11 protein-coding genes are annotated in these 16,685 nt (G+C 70.0%); 6 read left to right on the forward strand and 5 right to left on the reverse strand.

The annotated features are described in order from the left end of the window. Nucleotides 1–37 precede the first annotated feature (37 nt). The 3 genes from LVB77_RS09160 to LVB77_RS09170 all read right to left on the reverse strand — a co-directional run bounded on the left by LVB77_RS09160 (nt 38) and on the right by LVB77_RS09170 (nt 3,452). The gene (locus LVB77_RS09160; RefSeq protein ID WP_232909818.1) at nt 38–1,558 is read right to left on the reverse strand and encodes a S8 family serine peptidase; all 1,521 of its coding nucleotides are present in this window, start codon (nt 1,556–1,558) and stop codon (nt 38–40) included. Nucleotides 1,559–1,737: 179 nt separating this feature from the next. Next, nucleotides 1,738–2,160, reverse strand: a complete 423-nt coding sequence (locus LVB77_RS09165) for a helix-turn-helix transcriptional regulator (protein WP_232909819.1) — start codon at nt 2,158–2,160, stop codon at nt 1,738–1,740. Then, the gene (locus tag LVB77_RS09170; RefSeq protein WP_232909820.1) at nt 2,157–3,452 is read right to left on the reverse strand and encodes an FAD-dependent monooxygenase; all 1,296 of its coding nucleotides are present in this window, start codon (nt 3,450–3,452) and stop codon (nt 2,157–2,159) included. The genes LVB77_RS09165 and LVB77_RS09170 overlap by 4 nt, the downstream gene beginning before the upstream one ends. 140 nt (nt 3,453–3,592) lie before the next feature. On the opposite strand from LVB77_RS09170, the gene LVB77_RS09175 reads away from it, so the two are divergent. The 4 genes from LVB77_RS09175 to LVB77_RS09190 all read left to right on the forward strand — a co-directional run bounded on the left by LVB77_RS09175 (nt 3,593) and on the right by LVB77_RS09190 (nt 10,315). Next, entirely contained in the window at nt 3,593–4,342 is a 750-nt protein-coding gene (locus LVB77_RS09175; protein WP_232909821.1) for a response regulator, read from the forward strand. After that, entirely contained in the window at nt 4,339–6,153 is a 1,815-nt protein-coding gene (locus tag LVB77_RS09180) for an ATP-binding protein (RefSeq protein ID WP_232909822.1), read from the forward strand. Before LVB77_RS09175 ends, LVB77_RS09180 begins: the two co-directional genes overlap by 4 nt. 357 nt (nt 6,154–6,510) lie before the next feature. Next, nucleotides 6,511–7,455 carry an AraC family transcriptional regulator gene (locus LVB77_RS09185; protein WP_232909823.1) on the forward strand — a complete coding sequence of 315 codons (945 nt, stop codon included), beginning with the start codon at nt 6,511–6,513 and terminating at the stop codon, nt 7,453–7,455. 70 nt (nt 7,456–7,525) lie between these two features. Then, nucleotides 7,526–10,315: a TonB-dependent receptor gene (locus tag LVB77_RS09190; RefSeq protein WP_232909824.1), complete on the forward strand. Its 2,790-nt coding sequence runs from the start codon at nt 7,526–7,528 to the stop codon at nt 10,313–10,315. Nucleotides 10,316–10,526: 211 nt separating this feature from the next. On the opposite strand, the gene LVB77_RS09195 is transcribed toward LVB77_RS09190, so the two are convergent. Continuing rightward, nucleotides 10,527–11,549: a FecR domain-containing protein gene (locus LVB77_RS09195; protein WP_232909825.1), complete on the reverse strand. Its 1,023-nt coding sequence runs from the start codon at nt 11,547–11,549 to the stop codon at nt 10,527–10,529. Continuing rightward, nucleotides 11,546–12,142 carry an RNA polymerase sigma factor gene (locus LVB77_RS09200; RefSeq protein WP_232909826.1) on the reverse strand — a complete coding sequence of 199 codons (597 nt, stop codon included), beginning with the start codon at nt 12,140–12,142 and terminating at the stop codon, nt 11,546–11,548. Before LVB77_RS09200 ends, LVB77_RS09195 begins: the two co-directional genes overlap by 4 nt. Nucleotides 12,143–12,363: 221 nt before the next feature. Here LVB77_RS09200 and LVB77_RS09205 point away from each other — a divergent pair, with 221 nt between their 5' ends. Together LVB77_RS09205 and LVB77_RS09210 are read left to right on the forward strand one after the other, a co-directional pair. Then, nucleotides 12,364–15,405, forward strand: coding sequence for a TonB-dependent receptor (locus LVB77_RS09205; RefSeq protein WP_232910228.1), 3,042 nt, complete (start codon nt 12,364–12,366; stop codon nt 15,403–15,405). 115 nt (nt 15,406–15,520) lie between these two features. Next, the gene (locus LVB77_RS09210; protein ID WP_232909827.1) at nt 15,521–16,684 is read left to right on the forward strand and encodes a metallophosphoesterase; all 1,164 of its coding nucleotides are present in this window, start codon (nt 15,521–15,523) and stop codon (nt 16,682–16,684) included. Nucleotide 16,685 lies beyond the last annotated feature (1 nt).

Consider the following 16,685-nt stretch of genomic DNA (forward strand, 5'->3'; position numbering starts at 1 on the left):
AGTCGCGACGCCGCGGCCCTCGCCGCAGCGCGCGCGATCAGCGCAGGCGCAGGGCCCCGCGCACGCGCGGTTCGCGCGACTCGCGCGCGGGTGCCTCGCGCAGCGCGGCCGGTTGCGAGGCGGGCACGGGAGCGGGCTTGGGGGCCACGGACAAGCCCGCCGGCGGATCGGCGGGCGGTATCAGCGGCTGCGAGCCGTTCATCGCGATCGGTCCGAACACCTCGGGATTGAGCAGCCCGAAGGCGTCGCGGCAATTCAGCAGCGGATAGCTGCGCCCGCTGGCCGGGTCCTGGATGCGCGTATGCGACAGCGCCATCGCCTCCATGCGCTGGGCCACCGTGCTGGCCGGCGCGGCCTGCTTGAGCGCGGCGGCGCAGGCGCAGGCCTGCGGCGCGGCCTGCGAGGTGCCGCCGTAGGTCGAACTGCCGCCGTTGATGCCGGCGGCGGTGACGAAGGCGCTGGCGCCGAACAGATCGGTGGTGGCGCTGCGGTTGGCGAAGCAGGTCGGCTGCAACGGCGCGGTCGAGGTTTCGCTGCAGCCCAGATAGGTGATCGCGCCGCCGTGGAAATCCCAGGTCGCGCCGGTGGACACCGCATTGCGCACGCAGGCCGGCGCGGCCATCGCATTGAGGCTGCCCTGATTGCCGCTGGACACCGTGACCACCGCGCCCAGCGCGTTGAGGTTGCCGATCGCCACCGACAAGGCCTGGGTCCACGAGGTCGCGCCGTCGCAGTCGCCCGCGTACTGCGCGTCGGTGCCCAGGCTGAGGTTGACCGCATCGACATCGGGGTGGTTCGTCGCCAGCCAGTCCAGCGCGGCGACGATGTCGGAAGTGCAGCAGAACCGGTTATTGCGGTCCAGTACTTTGACCGCGACCAGACTGACCTGCGGCAGCGCGCCCCGCGGCGCGACGGTGCCGTTGCCGCCGATGATGCCGGCGACATTGGTGCCGTGGCCGTGATCGTCCTCGGCGGAACCGGGACCGCTCTGGCTGGCGCCGCCGTTGGGGCAGCAACCCGTACCGCCGCCGCTGCAGAAACAGGCCTGACCGACGATGCGGCCGGCGAAGTCGGCGTGATCGGTGTCGATGCCGGTGTCGATCACCGCCACCTTCATGCCCGCGCCCGAATACCCCGCGCCGGCGAGCTCGTGCAGGTTGTTGAGCGCCAGCGCGTTGTCGGGCGCGACCGCGCCGCCGGAACCGCCCACGTCCAGATCCACCCGCGCCACGCGCGGATCGCGCGCCAGCGCCGCCAGCGTGGCCGCGTCGGCGCGCAGGGCGAAACCGGGCACGTGCTGGTAGCGGCGCAGGCTACGCGTTCGCGCGCGCTGCGGCAGTCCCGCCAGCACCCGATCCACCTCCAGCCGCACCTGCGGATGCAGGCGGGCGGACGCGGCATCGCGCGTGGCCGCCGGCGCCTTCAGCAGCACGAACACCGGCGCCTCGCCCTGCGCCTGCACGCGCACGCTGGCCGCCGCGGAAATCCGCGGCGATTGCGCCAATGCGGGCAGGGCGATCAGACACAAGGCCAGGGCCAGGCAGCGAAGCAAGGACATACGGACTTCCGGATCGGACGCATCGGAAGCCCAGCGTACTGCTTTCCAGGCGTCGGAGCGCAGTGCGCGGGTCAAGCCGGGGCGGCTGCGGCGGTAGGTTGGGGGATGGGCGTGAACGCCTCTCGCCCGTTCGCGCACTGCCGTCGCAACGCCGTGGGGTTCGACCTCAGTCTGCCGAACTAGCGTGCGCCCGCCGCCCGCAGCGCCGTCATCGGTCCGAGGTCGTCGGCCATCGCGCGCAAGGTTTCGATCGCCAGGCGCCGGCTCTCGTCGGCCACGCGCACGCGCCGGCGACGGCCGTCGCTGCTCACCGCCAACCAGCCCTGTTGTTCCAGCTGCGCCACGTACTGCGAGGCCAGCGACACGCTGCAGCCGAGCAGGGCGGACAGGTCGCCGATGCTGAGCCCGGGCGCGCTGGCGGCGTAAAACAAAATCTGCCCGCGCTTGGGATTGCCGAACGCGTCGGTCAGCGCCGAGGCCAGGGTCGCGGTGCGCTCGGTCGCGGCCGCCACATGCGCGGTGATGCCGCGGCCGCGGCCGGAGCCCGAAGCGGGCACGCTGGAGGGCAGCGCGTGCAGGGGCCAGGTGCCGGTCAGGTTCATCGCGGCAGCCACCGGCCGGCGAACGCGCCCAGCGTGCGCGCCATCGAGCGCCAGGAGCGCGTCGCGCCGAGCGCGCCAGGCTGCGGCAGCAGCGCCGCGAGCACGCGCTGCGCGCCGCGTCCTTCCACCGCCGCGCGCTGCAACAGGGCGCGTTCGTAGTGGGCCAGCGCGGCGGCGATCGAATCGCGATGGCGGGTGGAAGTCAGTGCCTGCGCCAGCTCCCAGGCGTCCTGCAGTTCGCCGTTCTTGGGATCGCTGAGCAGGCAGGGCGCCATCCGCGCCGCCGCGCCCAGCAGGGTCATCGCGCCACGCTCGTTCCAGCTGCGGTCCGGCGCGCTGGTCAGCAGGGGGCGCGCGACGAAGCGGGGTTCGGCGGCGTCGATCAGGCGCAGGAACTTGGGATCCCAGTGCGCGAGCTGCTGCTTGAGCGCGCCGCGCGCCTGCGCCGAATCGGCCCAGTCCACGCCGCGCAGCGACCAGTCGCGCGGTACCCGCAGGGCGATGCGCAGGTCCATGCCGCGCAGGCTGTTGCGTTGCGCGATCAGCGCCGCGTCGGCGTCGCGCACCGCCAGGCGGTCGTGGTCCAGCCACAGCGCGATGCGCGGCACCCGCAGCTCCGGCAGCGGCACCTGCGCTTCGATCAGGGTCAGGCCGCTGTAGCGCAGGCCGCTAGCGGTCGCGTACGGCCGCAGCAGCGAGCAGGCGCCGTCGGCGCCGATCACCAGGTCGGCCTGGCCGCGCGCGCCGTTGGCGAAATTCAGGCGCTGGCTGCCGTCGGGCGCGTTGGTAAGGGAGGTGAAGCGCCGGCCCCACAGCACGCTGCCGGGCTGCAGGCTGTTCAGCAGCAGGTCGCGCAGCAGACCGTACTCGATGCGCCAGCGCGCGCTGGCGCGCGCGGGCAGGGCGCGGTCGCGCTGGCGCCGGCCCTGGGCGTCGACCAGGCGGGTGTGGGTGCGTTCGCGCTCGCAGCAGCGGTCGAACAAGGGCCCCAGCTCGGCCGCGCGCAAGGCCTTGATCGCCGGCTCGCGGTCGATGCACAGGCTGCGTCGGTACCACGCCGGGTCGGTGGCGCCGCGCGCCTCGTGGACCTCGACCTCGACGCCCTCGCGCTGCAGCAGACGCGCCAGGCACAGGCCGCCCAGGCTGGCGCCGACGATCGCGACCTTGCGGTGCCTGAGCGGGTGGCGCGCGTCGGTGGCGCTGCGCGGCGCCGGGATGGCGGTGGAAAAGGCGACGGCGTCGGCCGGGACGGCGCGTCGCAAGGCGGGGGAGGGCAGCAGCGTCGAAGACATGCGCGGCGTTCGGACCGTGGGGGCGGCGATCCCCGAATCCTAGGCAGCGCGGGCGCCGCCGCGATGTCGGCTATCCATCGTTTTGTTTCACTGTGTTACAGAGCATGGGCCGCCCCCCGCCTTCGGCTACCCTGCGCCCCATGGGATCCGCCTACGCCATCGCCGCACCAACCGTGCTGGTCGTCGACGACGACGACACCATCCGCACCATGCTCGCCCGGTTCCTGGGCGACCACGGCATGCGCGTGCTCGAAGCCGCCGACGGCACCGGCATGGCCGAGCGCATGGCCGCCGAACCGGTCAGCGTGGTTCTGCTGGACGTGATGATGCCCGGCGACGACGGCTTCACCCTGTGCCGCAAGCTGCGCAGCAGCAGCCAGGTGCCGGTGATCCTGCTGACGGCGATGAACGGCGACACCGATCGCGTGGTCGGCCTGGAGCTGGGCGCCGACGACTACATCGCCAAGCCCTTCAATCCGCGCGAACTGCTGGCGCGCATCCGCGCCTTGCTGCGCCGCGCCGACGCCGACTGGCGCGGCGCCGCGCGCGGCGGCTCCGAGTACGCCTTCATGGGCTGGAAGCTCAACGCCCGCCACCGCAGCCTGGTGTCGCCGCAGGGCGCGCTGACCGACCTCACCAGCGGCGAGTTCGACCTGCTGCTGGCGTTCCTGGAGCATCCGCAGCGCGTGTTGTCGCGCGATCAGTTGATCGACCTGGTCAAGGGCCGCGTGCTGACGCCGTTCGATCGCAGCATCGACGTCCAGATCAGCCGCCTGCGGCGCAAGATCGAGGATGCGCCGCAGCGCCCCAACCTGATCAAGACCGTGCGCAACGAGGGCTATATCTTCGCCGCCGACGTCAGCGTCGCCGGCGAGGCGCGCGCGCGATGACGCCCAAACCGCCGCCGGCGCGCTGGTCGCTGTCGCGCATGCGCCTGGCGCCGCGCATCGCGATCGTGGTGCTGTCGACCATGGCGATGACGCTGCTGATCGATATCGCCATCGGCATGGCCCTGCGTTCCACCGGGCCGACCCTGGTCGACGAGCAGTCGCTGGTGCAGCAGGCGTTGGACGTGCGCGCGATGATCGCCGGTCTGCCGCCGGCGCAACGCGCCGCCGCGGCCGAGGACGCCACCCAGCGGCGCAAACTCGAGTTCGACCTGCTGCCGCCCAGCGACGACCGCCACGGCCCGCCGCTGTCGGGTCTGATCGAAAGCATGCGCAAGCGCCTGGTCGAAACGCCGGACACCAGCGGCGGCGCCTACGCGGTATCGATGAACGTGCTGCCCGACGAGCAAGGCCGCGGCGTGCGCCAGGTGACCGTGGTGGTGCCGCGCCTGGGCGCCGCGCGCGGCGAGATCCTGTCGGTCGCGGCGCGCCCCGCCCTGGGCATGGTCACCATCAGCGCGCTGCCCAGCCAGGGGATGATCGCGCCCGCGCCGACGCTGCCGGCCGAAGCCGTGGTCGACGTTCCCGCCAGCGGGGAGACGGCCGATTTCGCGCGCACCGAGCTGGTCGCGCAGGACGCGGCCGAACTGCAGCCGCGTATGCCCGAACGGCCCGACGAGACCTGGGGCGAGACCGCCAACGCGCGCCCGCGCATGCTCGCCCTGCGCGACGGACCCGGCGCAGCGCCGCCCGCGCGCATCGCGGTGCGCAGCATGAGCGCCGACCCGCCGGCGCCGTCGCCGTTGGGGCGTCTGGGCATGATGTTGGGATCGGGCGTGGGGCCGGCGTTCCTGGAAGGCTTGCGCACCGATACGCCGCCGCCGCGCATGTCGGTGGCGATCGAACTGCCCGACGGCGGCTGGCTGCTCGCCAGCCCGGGCCGGCCGAGTCCGCGCTGGCTGCAGCATCTGTTCAAGCTCAGCGGCATGCTGGTGCTGATCGTCGCGGTGGCCGGCCTGTCGGTATGGACCGCGCGCAGCTTCCTGCAGCCGCTGGGCAAGCTCTCGCACGCCGCCGAGCGCCTGGGCCGCGAGCGCGAGCCGACGCCGATCGAGGGCATGACCGTGCCCGAGTACGCCGCCATCGCGCACAAGTTCAACGAAATGCAGGTGCGGCTGAAGCGCTTCGTCGACGACCGCACGCAACAGCTGGCGGCGATCTCGCACGACCTGCGCACGCCGCTCACGCGCATGCGCCTGTACGCCGAGTACGTCGACGACGGGCACCGCGACCGCCTGCTGGCCGAGATCGCGCAGATGGAGACCATGATCTCCGGCTGCCTGGCCTTCGCCGGCGAGGACGCCAGCCTGGAACCGCACCAGACCGTGGACCTGGCCTCGCTGCTGATCAGCCTGTGCGACGACGTCGCCGACGGCGGCGGCGACGCGCTGTACGACGGCCCGGACCACGCCTACCTGCCGTGCCAGCCGATCGCGATGCGGCGCGCGTTCGCCAACCTCATCGACAACGGCTGCCGCTACGGCGACCGCGTGCGGGTGTCGCTGCAGGAAACCGAACAGGCGCTGCGAGTGACCATCGTCGATGCCGGCCCCGGCATTCCGCCGGAGCAATACGAGCACGCGTTCGCGCCGTTCAGGCGCCTGGACCAGGCGCGCGCGCGCCATGCCGGCGGTTCCGGCTTGGGCCTGTCGATCGCGCGCAGCGTGGTGCGCGGGCACGGCGGCGACATCGCCCTGGCGCCGGGCGTGCAGGGCGGCTTGCAGGTGCGGGTGGAATTGCCCAAGCCGACCTGAGCGGCCGCGCGTCGCCACGACGATGCCGGCGACGGCTTGCGGATCGTGTCCGCCCATCGTTCCCAAACACGCAAAAACTTGTGCGCAATCCATACGCGACATGAACGTCGTCGCGACCGTTCGAATCAGTTCGAACCGTGCGCACGCTCGCATCGCAACACTCGACCGCATCGCAACACCATTGCGGAACAGTACGCAGCACGCGGCGATGCACGCCGCGCACGCGTAAACGAACGACGGGCCGGATCGCCCTCCACCTCATCGCAGGCGCAGCTCGCCCGCGCCGTCGGCGCGCGCGACGGCGGCTTGCGCCCGATGCCGCGCGCAACGCGGCCAGGACCGACAGAGGCAGCGACGATGCAAAGCGAATACCACCATTACGGCGCGCAGGAAGGCTGGGAGAGCGTCGAGTGCGGCCAGATGGTCGACAGCGACCGCGCGCCGTCCAGCGACGGCTTCCAGCTTTATCTCGTGCGCGACTTCGGCAGCGTGCGCGTATCGGGCGTCTCGCCCTCGTACTGGCTGCAGCTGCGCGGACGTTCGCAGATCGAGAGCCGCGAGGGCCGCTTCACGCTGAACCGCAACCAATGGATCGCGTTCGATCGCGACAGCGCGCCGCGCATCGACACCGAACGCCGCGGCCTGGCGATCGGTTTCAGCTGCAAGCCCTCGCTGATGCGCGAGATCGAGCGCCACGCGCGCATCGACCTGATCCCGGGCGACGGCCGCGTCGATGCCGCGCAGCGGCGCGCGCTGGTGCGGCTGTGGCGACGCAGCGCCACCAGCGCCTCCGGCGCGGGCCTGGCCAATCAGCGTCTGGCCGCGTTCCGCATGCTGCTGGCCTACGTGCACGAGACCCAGCACGAACTCGACGAACTGCTGGAACGCTGCCCCGGCCGCCGCCGCGCGCGCCAGCGCCAGGTGTTGGGCCGGCTGCAGCGCGCGCGCCTGTACCTGCGCGGCAACGCGCACCGCGTGGTGCTGATGGACGAGCTGGCGCAGCTCACCAGTTTCTCGACCTGGTGGATCTCCAAGACCTTCCATGCGGTGTACGGCATCACCGTGCAGGCCGCCTGCGTGAACCAGCGCGTGCACCAGGCCTGCGAGCTGCTGCGCGATTCGCGTCTGTCGATCGGCGAGGTCAGCCATGCCTGCGGCTTCGACTCGCCGTGCAGCTTCGCGCGCACCTTTCGCGCGCGCATGGGTTGCACCGCCAGCGAGTACCGCGCGAAAGCCAGCGGCCAGAAATCCGCAAGCCCGGCGCCCGTATTGCGCACCCTGATGCAGCTCGCCGCGCCGTAGTTTGGCCTGCGTTTAACGCGTCGATAACAAGACGCGAAACGCAACCACCACTACGAGGGGACATCGCTAGATGAAGCAGTACGCCACTACCTCCGCAACCCGCCGCGCCAGGCTGCCGCTGGAAATCGCCATCGCATTGGCGGTCGTCGCGCCGGTCGCGCAGGCGCAGGACCAGGCCGCCGCCGACGACAAGGCGCCGACCGACATCGACCGCATCCAGGTCACCGGTTCGCGCATCAAGCGCGCCGACATCGAGACCTCGCAGCCGATCTTCACCCTGACCCGCGCCGAGATCGACAAGCAGGGCGTGACCTCGGTCGCCGACGTGCTGCAGCGCATCTCCACCAACGGCGCCGCGCTCAACACCACCTTCAACAACGGCGGCGACGGCTCGGCCGGCATCAGCCTGCGCAACCTCGGCAGCGGCCGCACCCTGGTGCTGGTCAACGGCCGTCGCTGGACCACCCAGCTCGACGGCACGGTCGACCTCAACACCATTCCGGCCTCGATCATCGAGCGCGTGGAAGTGCTGAAGGACGGCGCCTCGACCATCTACGGCTCCGACGCCATCGCCGGCGTGGTCAACATCATCACCCGCAGCAACTTCGAGGGCGCCGAGGCCGGCGCCTACATCGGCCAGTTCGGCCAGGGCGACGGCACGCGTCAGGCGTACGACTTCAGCCTGGGCGTGAGCAACGACCGCTCCTCGCTGCTGATCGGCGGCTCCTACGTCAAGGAAGAGGCGGTGATGGCGGGCGACCGCGATATCTCCGCCGGCGGGCCGCCGTTCTTCGGCGGTCAAAGCAGCACCGGCTTTCCCGGCTCGTTCGTCGATCCGCGCGACAACAAGCGCTACGTGCTGGGCCCCAACAACACCTTCGTGCCGTTCAACGCCAATGTGCACGGCTACAACACCGCGCCGGACAACTACCTGCTGACGCCGCAGGAGCGCAAGTCGCTGTTCGCGCAGGGCACCTTCGACATCACCGACCAGCTGACCTTCCGCGTCGAGACGCTGTACAACCAGCGCCTGTCCGAGCAGCTGCTGGCGGCGATGCCGGTGACCGGCCTGCGCCTGAGCGGGCAGAGCATCTACAACCCGACCAAGGGCACCGCCGGCGAGCGCGACCTGATCAGCGTCAGCCGTCGCTTCCAGGAATCGGGCGGCCGCTCGTTCAACCAAGACGTCAAGAACTTCCATTTCTTCGGTGGGCTGGAGGGCTACTTCAACCTCGGCGAGCGCACCTTCGACTGGGACGTGGGCTACCGCTACGACCGTTCCGACGAGAACACCATCACCTACGGCCTGTTCAATCTGGCCAACCTGCGCAACGCCTACGGCCCGTCCTTCATCGACGGCGCCGGCGTCGCCCGCTGCGGCACGCCCACCGCGGTGATCGCCGGCTGCGTGCCGATCAATCCGCTGGGCGGCCTGGGCTCGATCAGCAAGGAGGCGCTGGACTACGTGTCCTTCACCGCGCACGACTCGCGCAAGGTCGAATCCACCAGCTACACCGCCAACATCAGCGGCGACCTGTTCGACCTGCCGGCCGGCGCGCTGGGCTTCGCGGCCGGTTACGAGCACCGCAAGGAGAGCGGCCAGTTCGATCCCGACGCGTTCATCGCCGCCGGCCTGAGCACCGGCAACGGCAGCAAGCCGACCCGTGGCGATTACTCGCTGGACGATCTGTACGTCGAGTTCGCGGTGCCGGTGCTGGCCGATCTGCCGTTCGCCAAGATGCTGGATTTCTCGGTGGCCACGCGCTACTCGGACTACAGCAACTTCGGCGATACGCTCAACAGCAAGTTCGGTTTCCGCTGGAAGCCGTTCGAGGATCTGCTGATCCGCGGCAACTGGTCCGAGGGCTTCCGCGCCCCCAGCATCACCAACCTCTACGCCGGCGATGCCGACACCTTCGTCAGCTATGCCGATCCCTGCTCCAGCCACAGCGGCCGCCGTGCCGACCCGACCGTGGCCGCGCGCTGCGCCGCCGACGGTGTGCCTGCCGGCTACACCCAGTCGGGCAGCGGTTCCTCGCGTCAGACCGTGGAGGCGTTCACCAACAAGTCCAATCCGGATCTGCAGCCGGAAACCTCGGTCAGCAAGACTTTGGGCTTCGTCTACAGCCCGGGCTGGCTGCAGGGCTTCGACATCGCGGTGGACTGGTACCAGATCACCATCGAGAACGCGATCACGCGCCCCACCGCGCAGTTCGTGCTCGACAAGTGCTACTCCGGCACGGCCGGCGAGCGCGCGGTGTACTGCGCCCTGTTCAAGCGCGACAACGCCTACCCCGGCAATCCGGGCACCATCACCGACATGGACTTGCCGCTGCTGAACCTGGCCGAGTACACGGTGGAGGGCTTCGACGTGACCATGAACTACCGGCTGCCGGAAACGGTGTACGGCAAGTTCTCGGTGAGCTGGGATACCAGCTACACCTCGAACTGGGAGACCCGCACCACCAAGGACTCCAAGCCCGAGCAGCGTCAGGGCCTGTATCTGCCGCAAGACCCGTACTGGCGCATCAAGTCCAACCTGTACCTGGACTGGAGCAAGGGCGACTTCGGCGCGACCTGGGGCATGCGCTACAAGTCCGGCATCGACGAGACCTGCCCGGCGGCGTTCAAGGCCTATTGCTCGAGCCCGGACACGCTGGAGAACCACCTGGGCGCGGTGACGTACCACGACGTGCAGTTCCGCTACAACACGCCGTGGAACGCGACGGTGTCGATCGGCGCCAACAACGTGTTCGAGAAGGAACCGCCGCTGGCCCTGACCGCGCCGTACAACCAGTTCGATCAGCAGTACGACGTGCCCGGCCGCTACTACTACATGCAGTACCGTCAGCGCTTCTGAGTGCGGCGGGCGTCAGGCCCGCTGCATTCGGATTCGATCCCGACCAGACCCCGGCGCCGATGGCGCCGGGGTTTTTTCGTTCGGTCGCTTCGGTGACGTTCGAGAGGCGCGGCGTGGCGACGATGCGGTTAACACCGCATCTTACGAAGCCGGGCTAGTAGGATGCGGTAAGCCGCGGGCGCACCGCATCGTTCGCCATGCACGGCGAGTGTCAGCGCCGCTCGCTCAACACCAGTTCGCCGCCCGGCGCATCCGATACCTGCACCGGATACAAGGTCTGCAAGGCCTCGACGAACGCGTGCGGGTCGTCGCTGCGGAACACGCCGCTGACGCGGATGCGTGCCAGCGCGGGGTCGCGCAGCACGATGGCGCGCCGGCTGTAGCGGTTGAACTCGCCCACGGCCGCCGACAGCGCCTGGTCGTCGAAGGCCAGCTTGCCCGACAGCCAGGCCGGCAAGGCGGCGTGACCGGCGTCGATCATGCGCAAGGGTTTGCGCTGGCCGAAGCTGGCCTTCTGTCCGGGCGCCAGCATCGCCAGGCCCACCGGCACCGCGTCGCCGCTGGCGGCCGCCAGCAACAGCACGCGGCCTTCGATCAAGGCCACCTCGATCTCGCCGTCGCGGCGGTAGACCTCGAATTCCGTGCCGACCGCGCGCACGCTGCCGTCTTCGGTGCGGACCAGGAACGGACGCGCCTGCTTGGCGACGCGGAAGAACGCGCGCCCACGTAGCAGCGAGATACGGCGTTCGTCGGCGGAGTAGCGCACCCGCACGCGGGTGTCGGTGTCCAGGCTCATGCGCGAGCCGTCTTCCAGTGCGATCGTGCGGCTCTCGCCGACCGCGGTGACGTACTGCTGCTCCGGCACCGCCGGCGGCGGCTGCAGCAGACGCCAGCCGATCGCGGCCACCGCGATCAGCGCCGCCGCCGCGCCGCTCCAGGCGAGCAGGCGCCCGCGCCCGCGGCGCGGGGGCTGACGCGTCGCCGCCGCTGCCGGCGCCTGCGCGCGCACGCGCAGCGCGATCTCCGGATGCGCGGCGTGGTCGCCGGCGCCGGCCCACAGACGCTCCATGCGTTCGTAGGCGGCGCGGTGGCGCGCATCGGCGTCCAGCCATTGCCGGCACTGGCCGCGCTCGTTCTCGGTGACGTCGTCGGCGCGCAGCCGGGCGAACCAGGCAGCGGCCTGGCGGCGGATCGGGTCGCCGCCTTCGACGACGTTCAAACGGGGGCTGCTCACATGTCTCCCAATCGTGTATCGAAGTGCAGCAGGGCGCGCATCATCTGCTTTTCCACCGCGCTCACGCTGATCTCCAGGCGTCCGGCGATGGCGCTGTAGGTCAGGCCCTCGTAGCGCTGCAGGAGGAACACCTGCCGGCAGCGCGGCGACAGCTCGTCCAAGGCCTGCAGAAACAGCTGCAGGCGCCGGTTGCCTTCGTAGACGCGCTCGCCGTGCGGCACCTCACTCGGCCAGTCGCCGCTCAGTTCGTCCAGCGACACGTGCTGCTGCACGCAATGGCTGAGGTCGCGGCGGAATCGGTCGCGCATCAGGTTCGACGCGATGCGCAGCAGGTAGGCCTCGACGTTGAGCACATCGGTCGGCGAGGGCATGCGCATCAAGCGCACCAGCGCCTCTTGCGCCAGGTCCTCGGCGTCGTCCGGGTTGGGCAGGTGGCGTAGGAAATACCGGACCAGCGCCGGCCGGTGCTGCTCGATCATGCGCGGCAGGTCGAAACGCTGCGCCGCAGGATCGGCCGCCTCCGCCACGTCGAGCATGCCCTTATCGAGCGTGCACTTGTCGAGCGTGCCCTTATCGATCGCGCCCCCGTTCATCGCCTTGCGCCCTCAGCCAGGTCGGACGCACGCTAAGTGATGCGCGCCGCCGCGGCAAGTGCGTTGCGGTCATGTGAGGTATCGGTGGAATGCTGCGTCTGCTTCGGGCAAGGGAGTGGATTACGCCAGTCAGGGACGGCTCCATCGTCAGCCGGGGGAAGGTTTCAATGGGAACTGTTTCAAGGGGAGCGAAGCCGGGTCGTGCGCGGCATCCGTTGAGCGTGGCGCTGAGCCTCGCGTTGGGTTTGTCGGCCTGTCTGGGTTCGCAGCACGTACAAGCGCAAGCGCGCGGCGCCGCGCACGACTACGCGTTGCCGGCCCAGCCGTTGGGCGCGGCGCTCAACCAGCTCGCCGCGTCGGGGGACGCGCAGATGCTGGTGCCGCCGGAGCTGGTGCGCAATCGCACCGCGCCGGCGCTGTCGGGCCGCTACACCCTGCCCGAAGCGCTGGAGCGCCTGCTCGTGGGCAGCGGGCTGAGCTATCGCATCACGCCCAGCGGCGTGATCACCATCATCGCCGCGCCGGCCGCGCCGCGTCCGCGGCAAAAGCCCAGCCCAGCGCCGTCGGCGCAGGCCGCGTCCGAACCTGAGCCGACCGAACTGGCCTCGATCCAGGTCACCGGCTCGCGCATCAAGCGCGCCGAAATCGAAGGCCCGTCGCCGATCACCGTGATCAGCGCCGAGCAGCTCGAACGCGAGGGCCACGCCACCGTGTTCGAGGCGCTGGAGACCCTGGTCATGGCCAGCGGTGCGGTCGAGACCGAACTGTCCGGCGGCTTCTCCGCCAACGCCCATCCGCTCAACCTGCGCGGTCTCGGCCCCGGGCGCTCGCTGCTGCTGATCGACGGACGCCGCGCCGCCGACTATCCGTTTCCGTACGAAGGCCGCAGCAACTTCCAGAACTTCGGCAACATTCCCTCCGGCGCGGTCGACCGCATCGAAATCCTGGCCGGCGGCGCCTCGGCGATCTACGGCGCCGACGCCGTGTCGGGCGTGGTCAACGTGGTGCTCAAGCGCAACTACGAGGGCGACGAGGTCAAGCTGCGTACCGGCACCAGTTCGATGGGCGGGCGCGACCGCGTCGATCTGCAGTGGACCGGCGGCCGCACCGGCGAGAACTGGGGCCTGACCTACGCGTTCCAGTACTACAACCAGGAGCTGCTGTACGGTTTCCAGCGCGACGACTGGGACCTGCGCTCCAATCCGGTGGTCGACCCGCGCCTGGGCGTGCAGCCCGACGCCGGCCTGCGCATCCGTCGCGGCAGCACCAGCAGCTCCAGTCCGCTGATCGCGCCACCGGCCGGCACCTGCGAGCGCTGGGGCGGCGAGTTCGTGCGCCACACCTACAAGCGCATCAGCTCAGGCAACGTGCAGAGCCTGGGCGATGCCTGCGGCACCTGGAACGACGCGCATTACCAGCATCTGAGCAAGGGCAAGGACGAGCTGGCCGGCTACGTGTTCGGCACCTGGGATTTCAGCGACGGCCTGCAGGGCTGGGCGTCGGTGCAGGCCTGGCGGTCCAAGGTCGAATCGCTGGGCGGTTTCGAAAGCATCACCGGCCCGCACACCGACGGCGTCGGCCGCCGCGGCGATTTCTACGACCCGCAGTTCAACGCCGTGATCGCGCCCACGCGCTTGCTCACGCCGGTCGATCTGGGCGGCGTCGAGAACATGAATCAGCACTACAAGGAGCGTTCGCTGGACGTCGCGGTCGGCTTGCGCGGCACCTTCGGCGAACGCTGGGACTGGGACGCCACGCTCAGCCGCGCGGATTACTACTTCGAGCGCACGCGCCGGCGCATGGTCGGCAATCGCGTCAACGAGTTCTTCTTCGGACCGCAGATCGGCACCCGTCCGAACGGTGTGCCGATCCATCGCCTCAACCTGGAGCGCTGGTACCGCCCGCTCACGCCCGACGAGTACGCCTCGATCTCGACCCTGGCGCGCTACGAGGCCGAGTCCTGGGTGAGCACCGGCAGCTTCGTGGTCACCGGCGATCTGTTCGAGCTGCCGGCCGGTCCGCTGGGCGTGGCCGGCGTGGTCGAAGCCAGCAAGCAAGGCTACGACCTGTCCAGCGATCCGCGCGTGCAGCCCGGCGTGGTCCAGCTGTACAACCTCACCGGCACCAACGGCGGCGGGGAACGCGACCGCTATGCGGCCGGTGTCGAATTCAGCGTGCCGATCACGCGCACGCTCAAGGCCAGCCTGGCCGGACGCTTCGACAAGTACGACGACATCACCGCCGTCGACGACGCCCGCACCTGGAACGCCGGCATCGAATGGCGCCCGACCGAGTCGCTGCTGCTGCGCGGTGCCTACGCCACCAGCTTCAAGGCGCCCGATCTGCATTGGGTGTTCAGCGAAGGCAGCGGCAGCTTCGGCAGCAATGTCGACCAATGGCGTTGCATCGCCGCCGGCGCCAACCCCGGTTGCTCGGGTTACAGCTACAACATGTTCAGCCTCAGCGAGGGCGATCCCAATCTCGAAGAGGAAACCGGCAAGTCCTGGAGCGCGGGCCTGGTCTGGGACGTGTTCGACGACGTGTCGATCACCGCCGACTACTGGAATATCGAACTCAACGGCGCGATCGAGCGGCTGAGCATCGGCGGCATCCTGGCCGGCGAGGCCGGTTGCCGCACCGGCAAGACGCTCAACGGCCAACCGTTCCAGTTCGCACCGGGCTCGGGCTACTGCCAGGCCGTCACCGCGCTGGTGACGCGTCGTCCGGAAGGCAGCGAGAGCATCGACCGGGTGGCGGAGATCCGCTCGGCGCCGATCAATCAGTCCTACCGCCGCGTCGCCGGCATCGACGCCGGCATCAACTGGCGGCTCAAGACCGCGCGCTTCGGCGACTACCGCTTCGATCTGAACTGGTCGCACACGCTCAAGTCGGAGCAGCAGGTGTTCGCCACCGACACGGTCGACCGCGACTGGCGCGACGATCCCACCAATCTGGACTTCCGCAGCCGCGTGCGCGCCGGCGCCAGCTGGCGTCGCGGCGACTGGTCGTCGAGCCTGTTCATGACCCGCTACGGCAGCCTGCCCAAGGCCGGCGGGGTGGGGCGCACCGGCGTGCACTTCATCTGGAACGCCAACGTCGGCAAGCAGATCACCGACCGCGCCGCACTCAAGTTCTACGTCAACAACCTGTTCAACAACCTGCACCCGGACGACGAGACCAACGGCAGCTTCCCGTACTTCTACGACGCCTACAGCCCGATCGGGCGCGAACTGGCGCTGCAGTTCGAGTACCGCTTCAGGTAAGGTCGTGACCATGCGACCGGGCCCGGTTCGCCGGGCTCCGTCCTTCGCTCGCGCGAACGCGCGTTGCGGCGAGCGAAGCACTCGTCGTCGTGTGGTACAGACAGGAAGATCCGCAATGAACCATCGTTCGCCTCGAACCCTGGGCCTGCTGCTGTTGCTGTGCGCGGGCCTCGCGCATGCGCAAGCCGGCGACGGCCAAACGCGCGCCGCAGCGGCGCCGACGACCGCGGCGGCGAAGACCGCGGCGCCCATGGACGACGGCCCCTATCTGCGCTACGAACCGCAGCGCGTGATCGCACGCTGGGTCTGCGGCGGCCAGGTCGTGCAGCGCGAGATACCGGCGCCGCGCTGGCCGGTGACGGTGGCGCCGCAGTGCGGCTATATGCGCGCGATCCAGGTCGAGGCGCCGGCAATGCCGGATGCGGGCGCGGCCGCGCCGGTGCGTGGCGTGAAGCGGATTGCCGCGTTGTCGGACGTGCATGGCCAGTACGGCGTGATGGTGCAGCTGCTGCGCGCCAACGGCATCGTCGATCGCAAGCTGAATTGGCGCTACGGCAATGGCCATCTGGTGATCGTCGGCGACGTGTTCGACCGCGGCCCACAGGTGAACCAGGCGCTGTGGTTGCTGTACCAGTTGGAACGTCAGGCGCGTAAGGCCGGCGGCGGCGTGCACCTGCTGCTGGGCAATCACGAAATCATGGTGCTGGCCAACGACCTGCGTTACGTCAACCCGGGCTACCAAGCCAACGCTGGCCTGCTGGGCGCGTCCTATCCCGAGCTCTACGGACCCGACACCGTGCTGGGGCGCTGGCTGCGCAGCAAGCCGGTGATGGCGCAGATCGACGATCTGCTGTTCGTGCACGGCGGCATCGCCGAGGACTACCTGGCGCTGGGCCTCACGCGCGGCGACGCCAACGCGCGTTACCGCGCCTCGCTGGGTACGCCCAAGGCGGTGTGGTCGCAAGACCCGATCTTGAACGGGCTCTACAACGGCAAGACCAGCCCGATCTGGTACCGCGGCTACTTCACCGATCCCAGCCTGGATCAGGCGCGTGTGGACGCGGTCCTGCGCAAGAGCGGCGTCCGCCGCATCGTCGTCGGCCACACCTCGATGAAGGCGGTCGGTTTCTATTTCGGCGGCGCGGTGATCTCGGTCGACAGCAGCATCAAGAACGGCGAGTCCGGCGAGCTGCTGCTGGTCGAGAACGACCGCCTGAGCCGCGGCACCATGGACGGCCAGCGCCTGCCGCTCACCGCGCCGGCGGCCGCGGAAGACTGAG

The sequence above is a fragment of the Lysobacter sp. 5GHs7-4 genome, from assembly GCF_021284765.1.
In the GTDB taxonomy this organism is placed as follows: Bacteria; Pseudomonadota; Gammaproteobacteria; order Xanthomonadales; family Xanthomonadaceae; genus Lysobacter.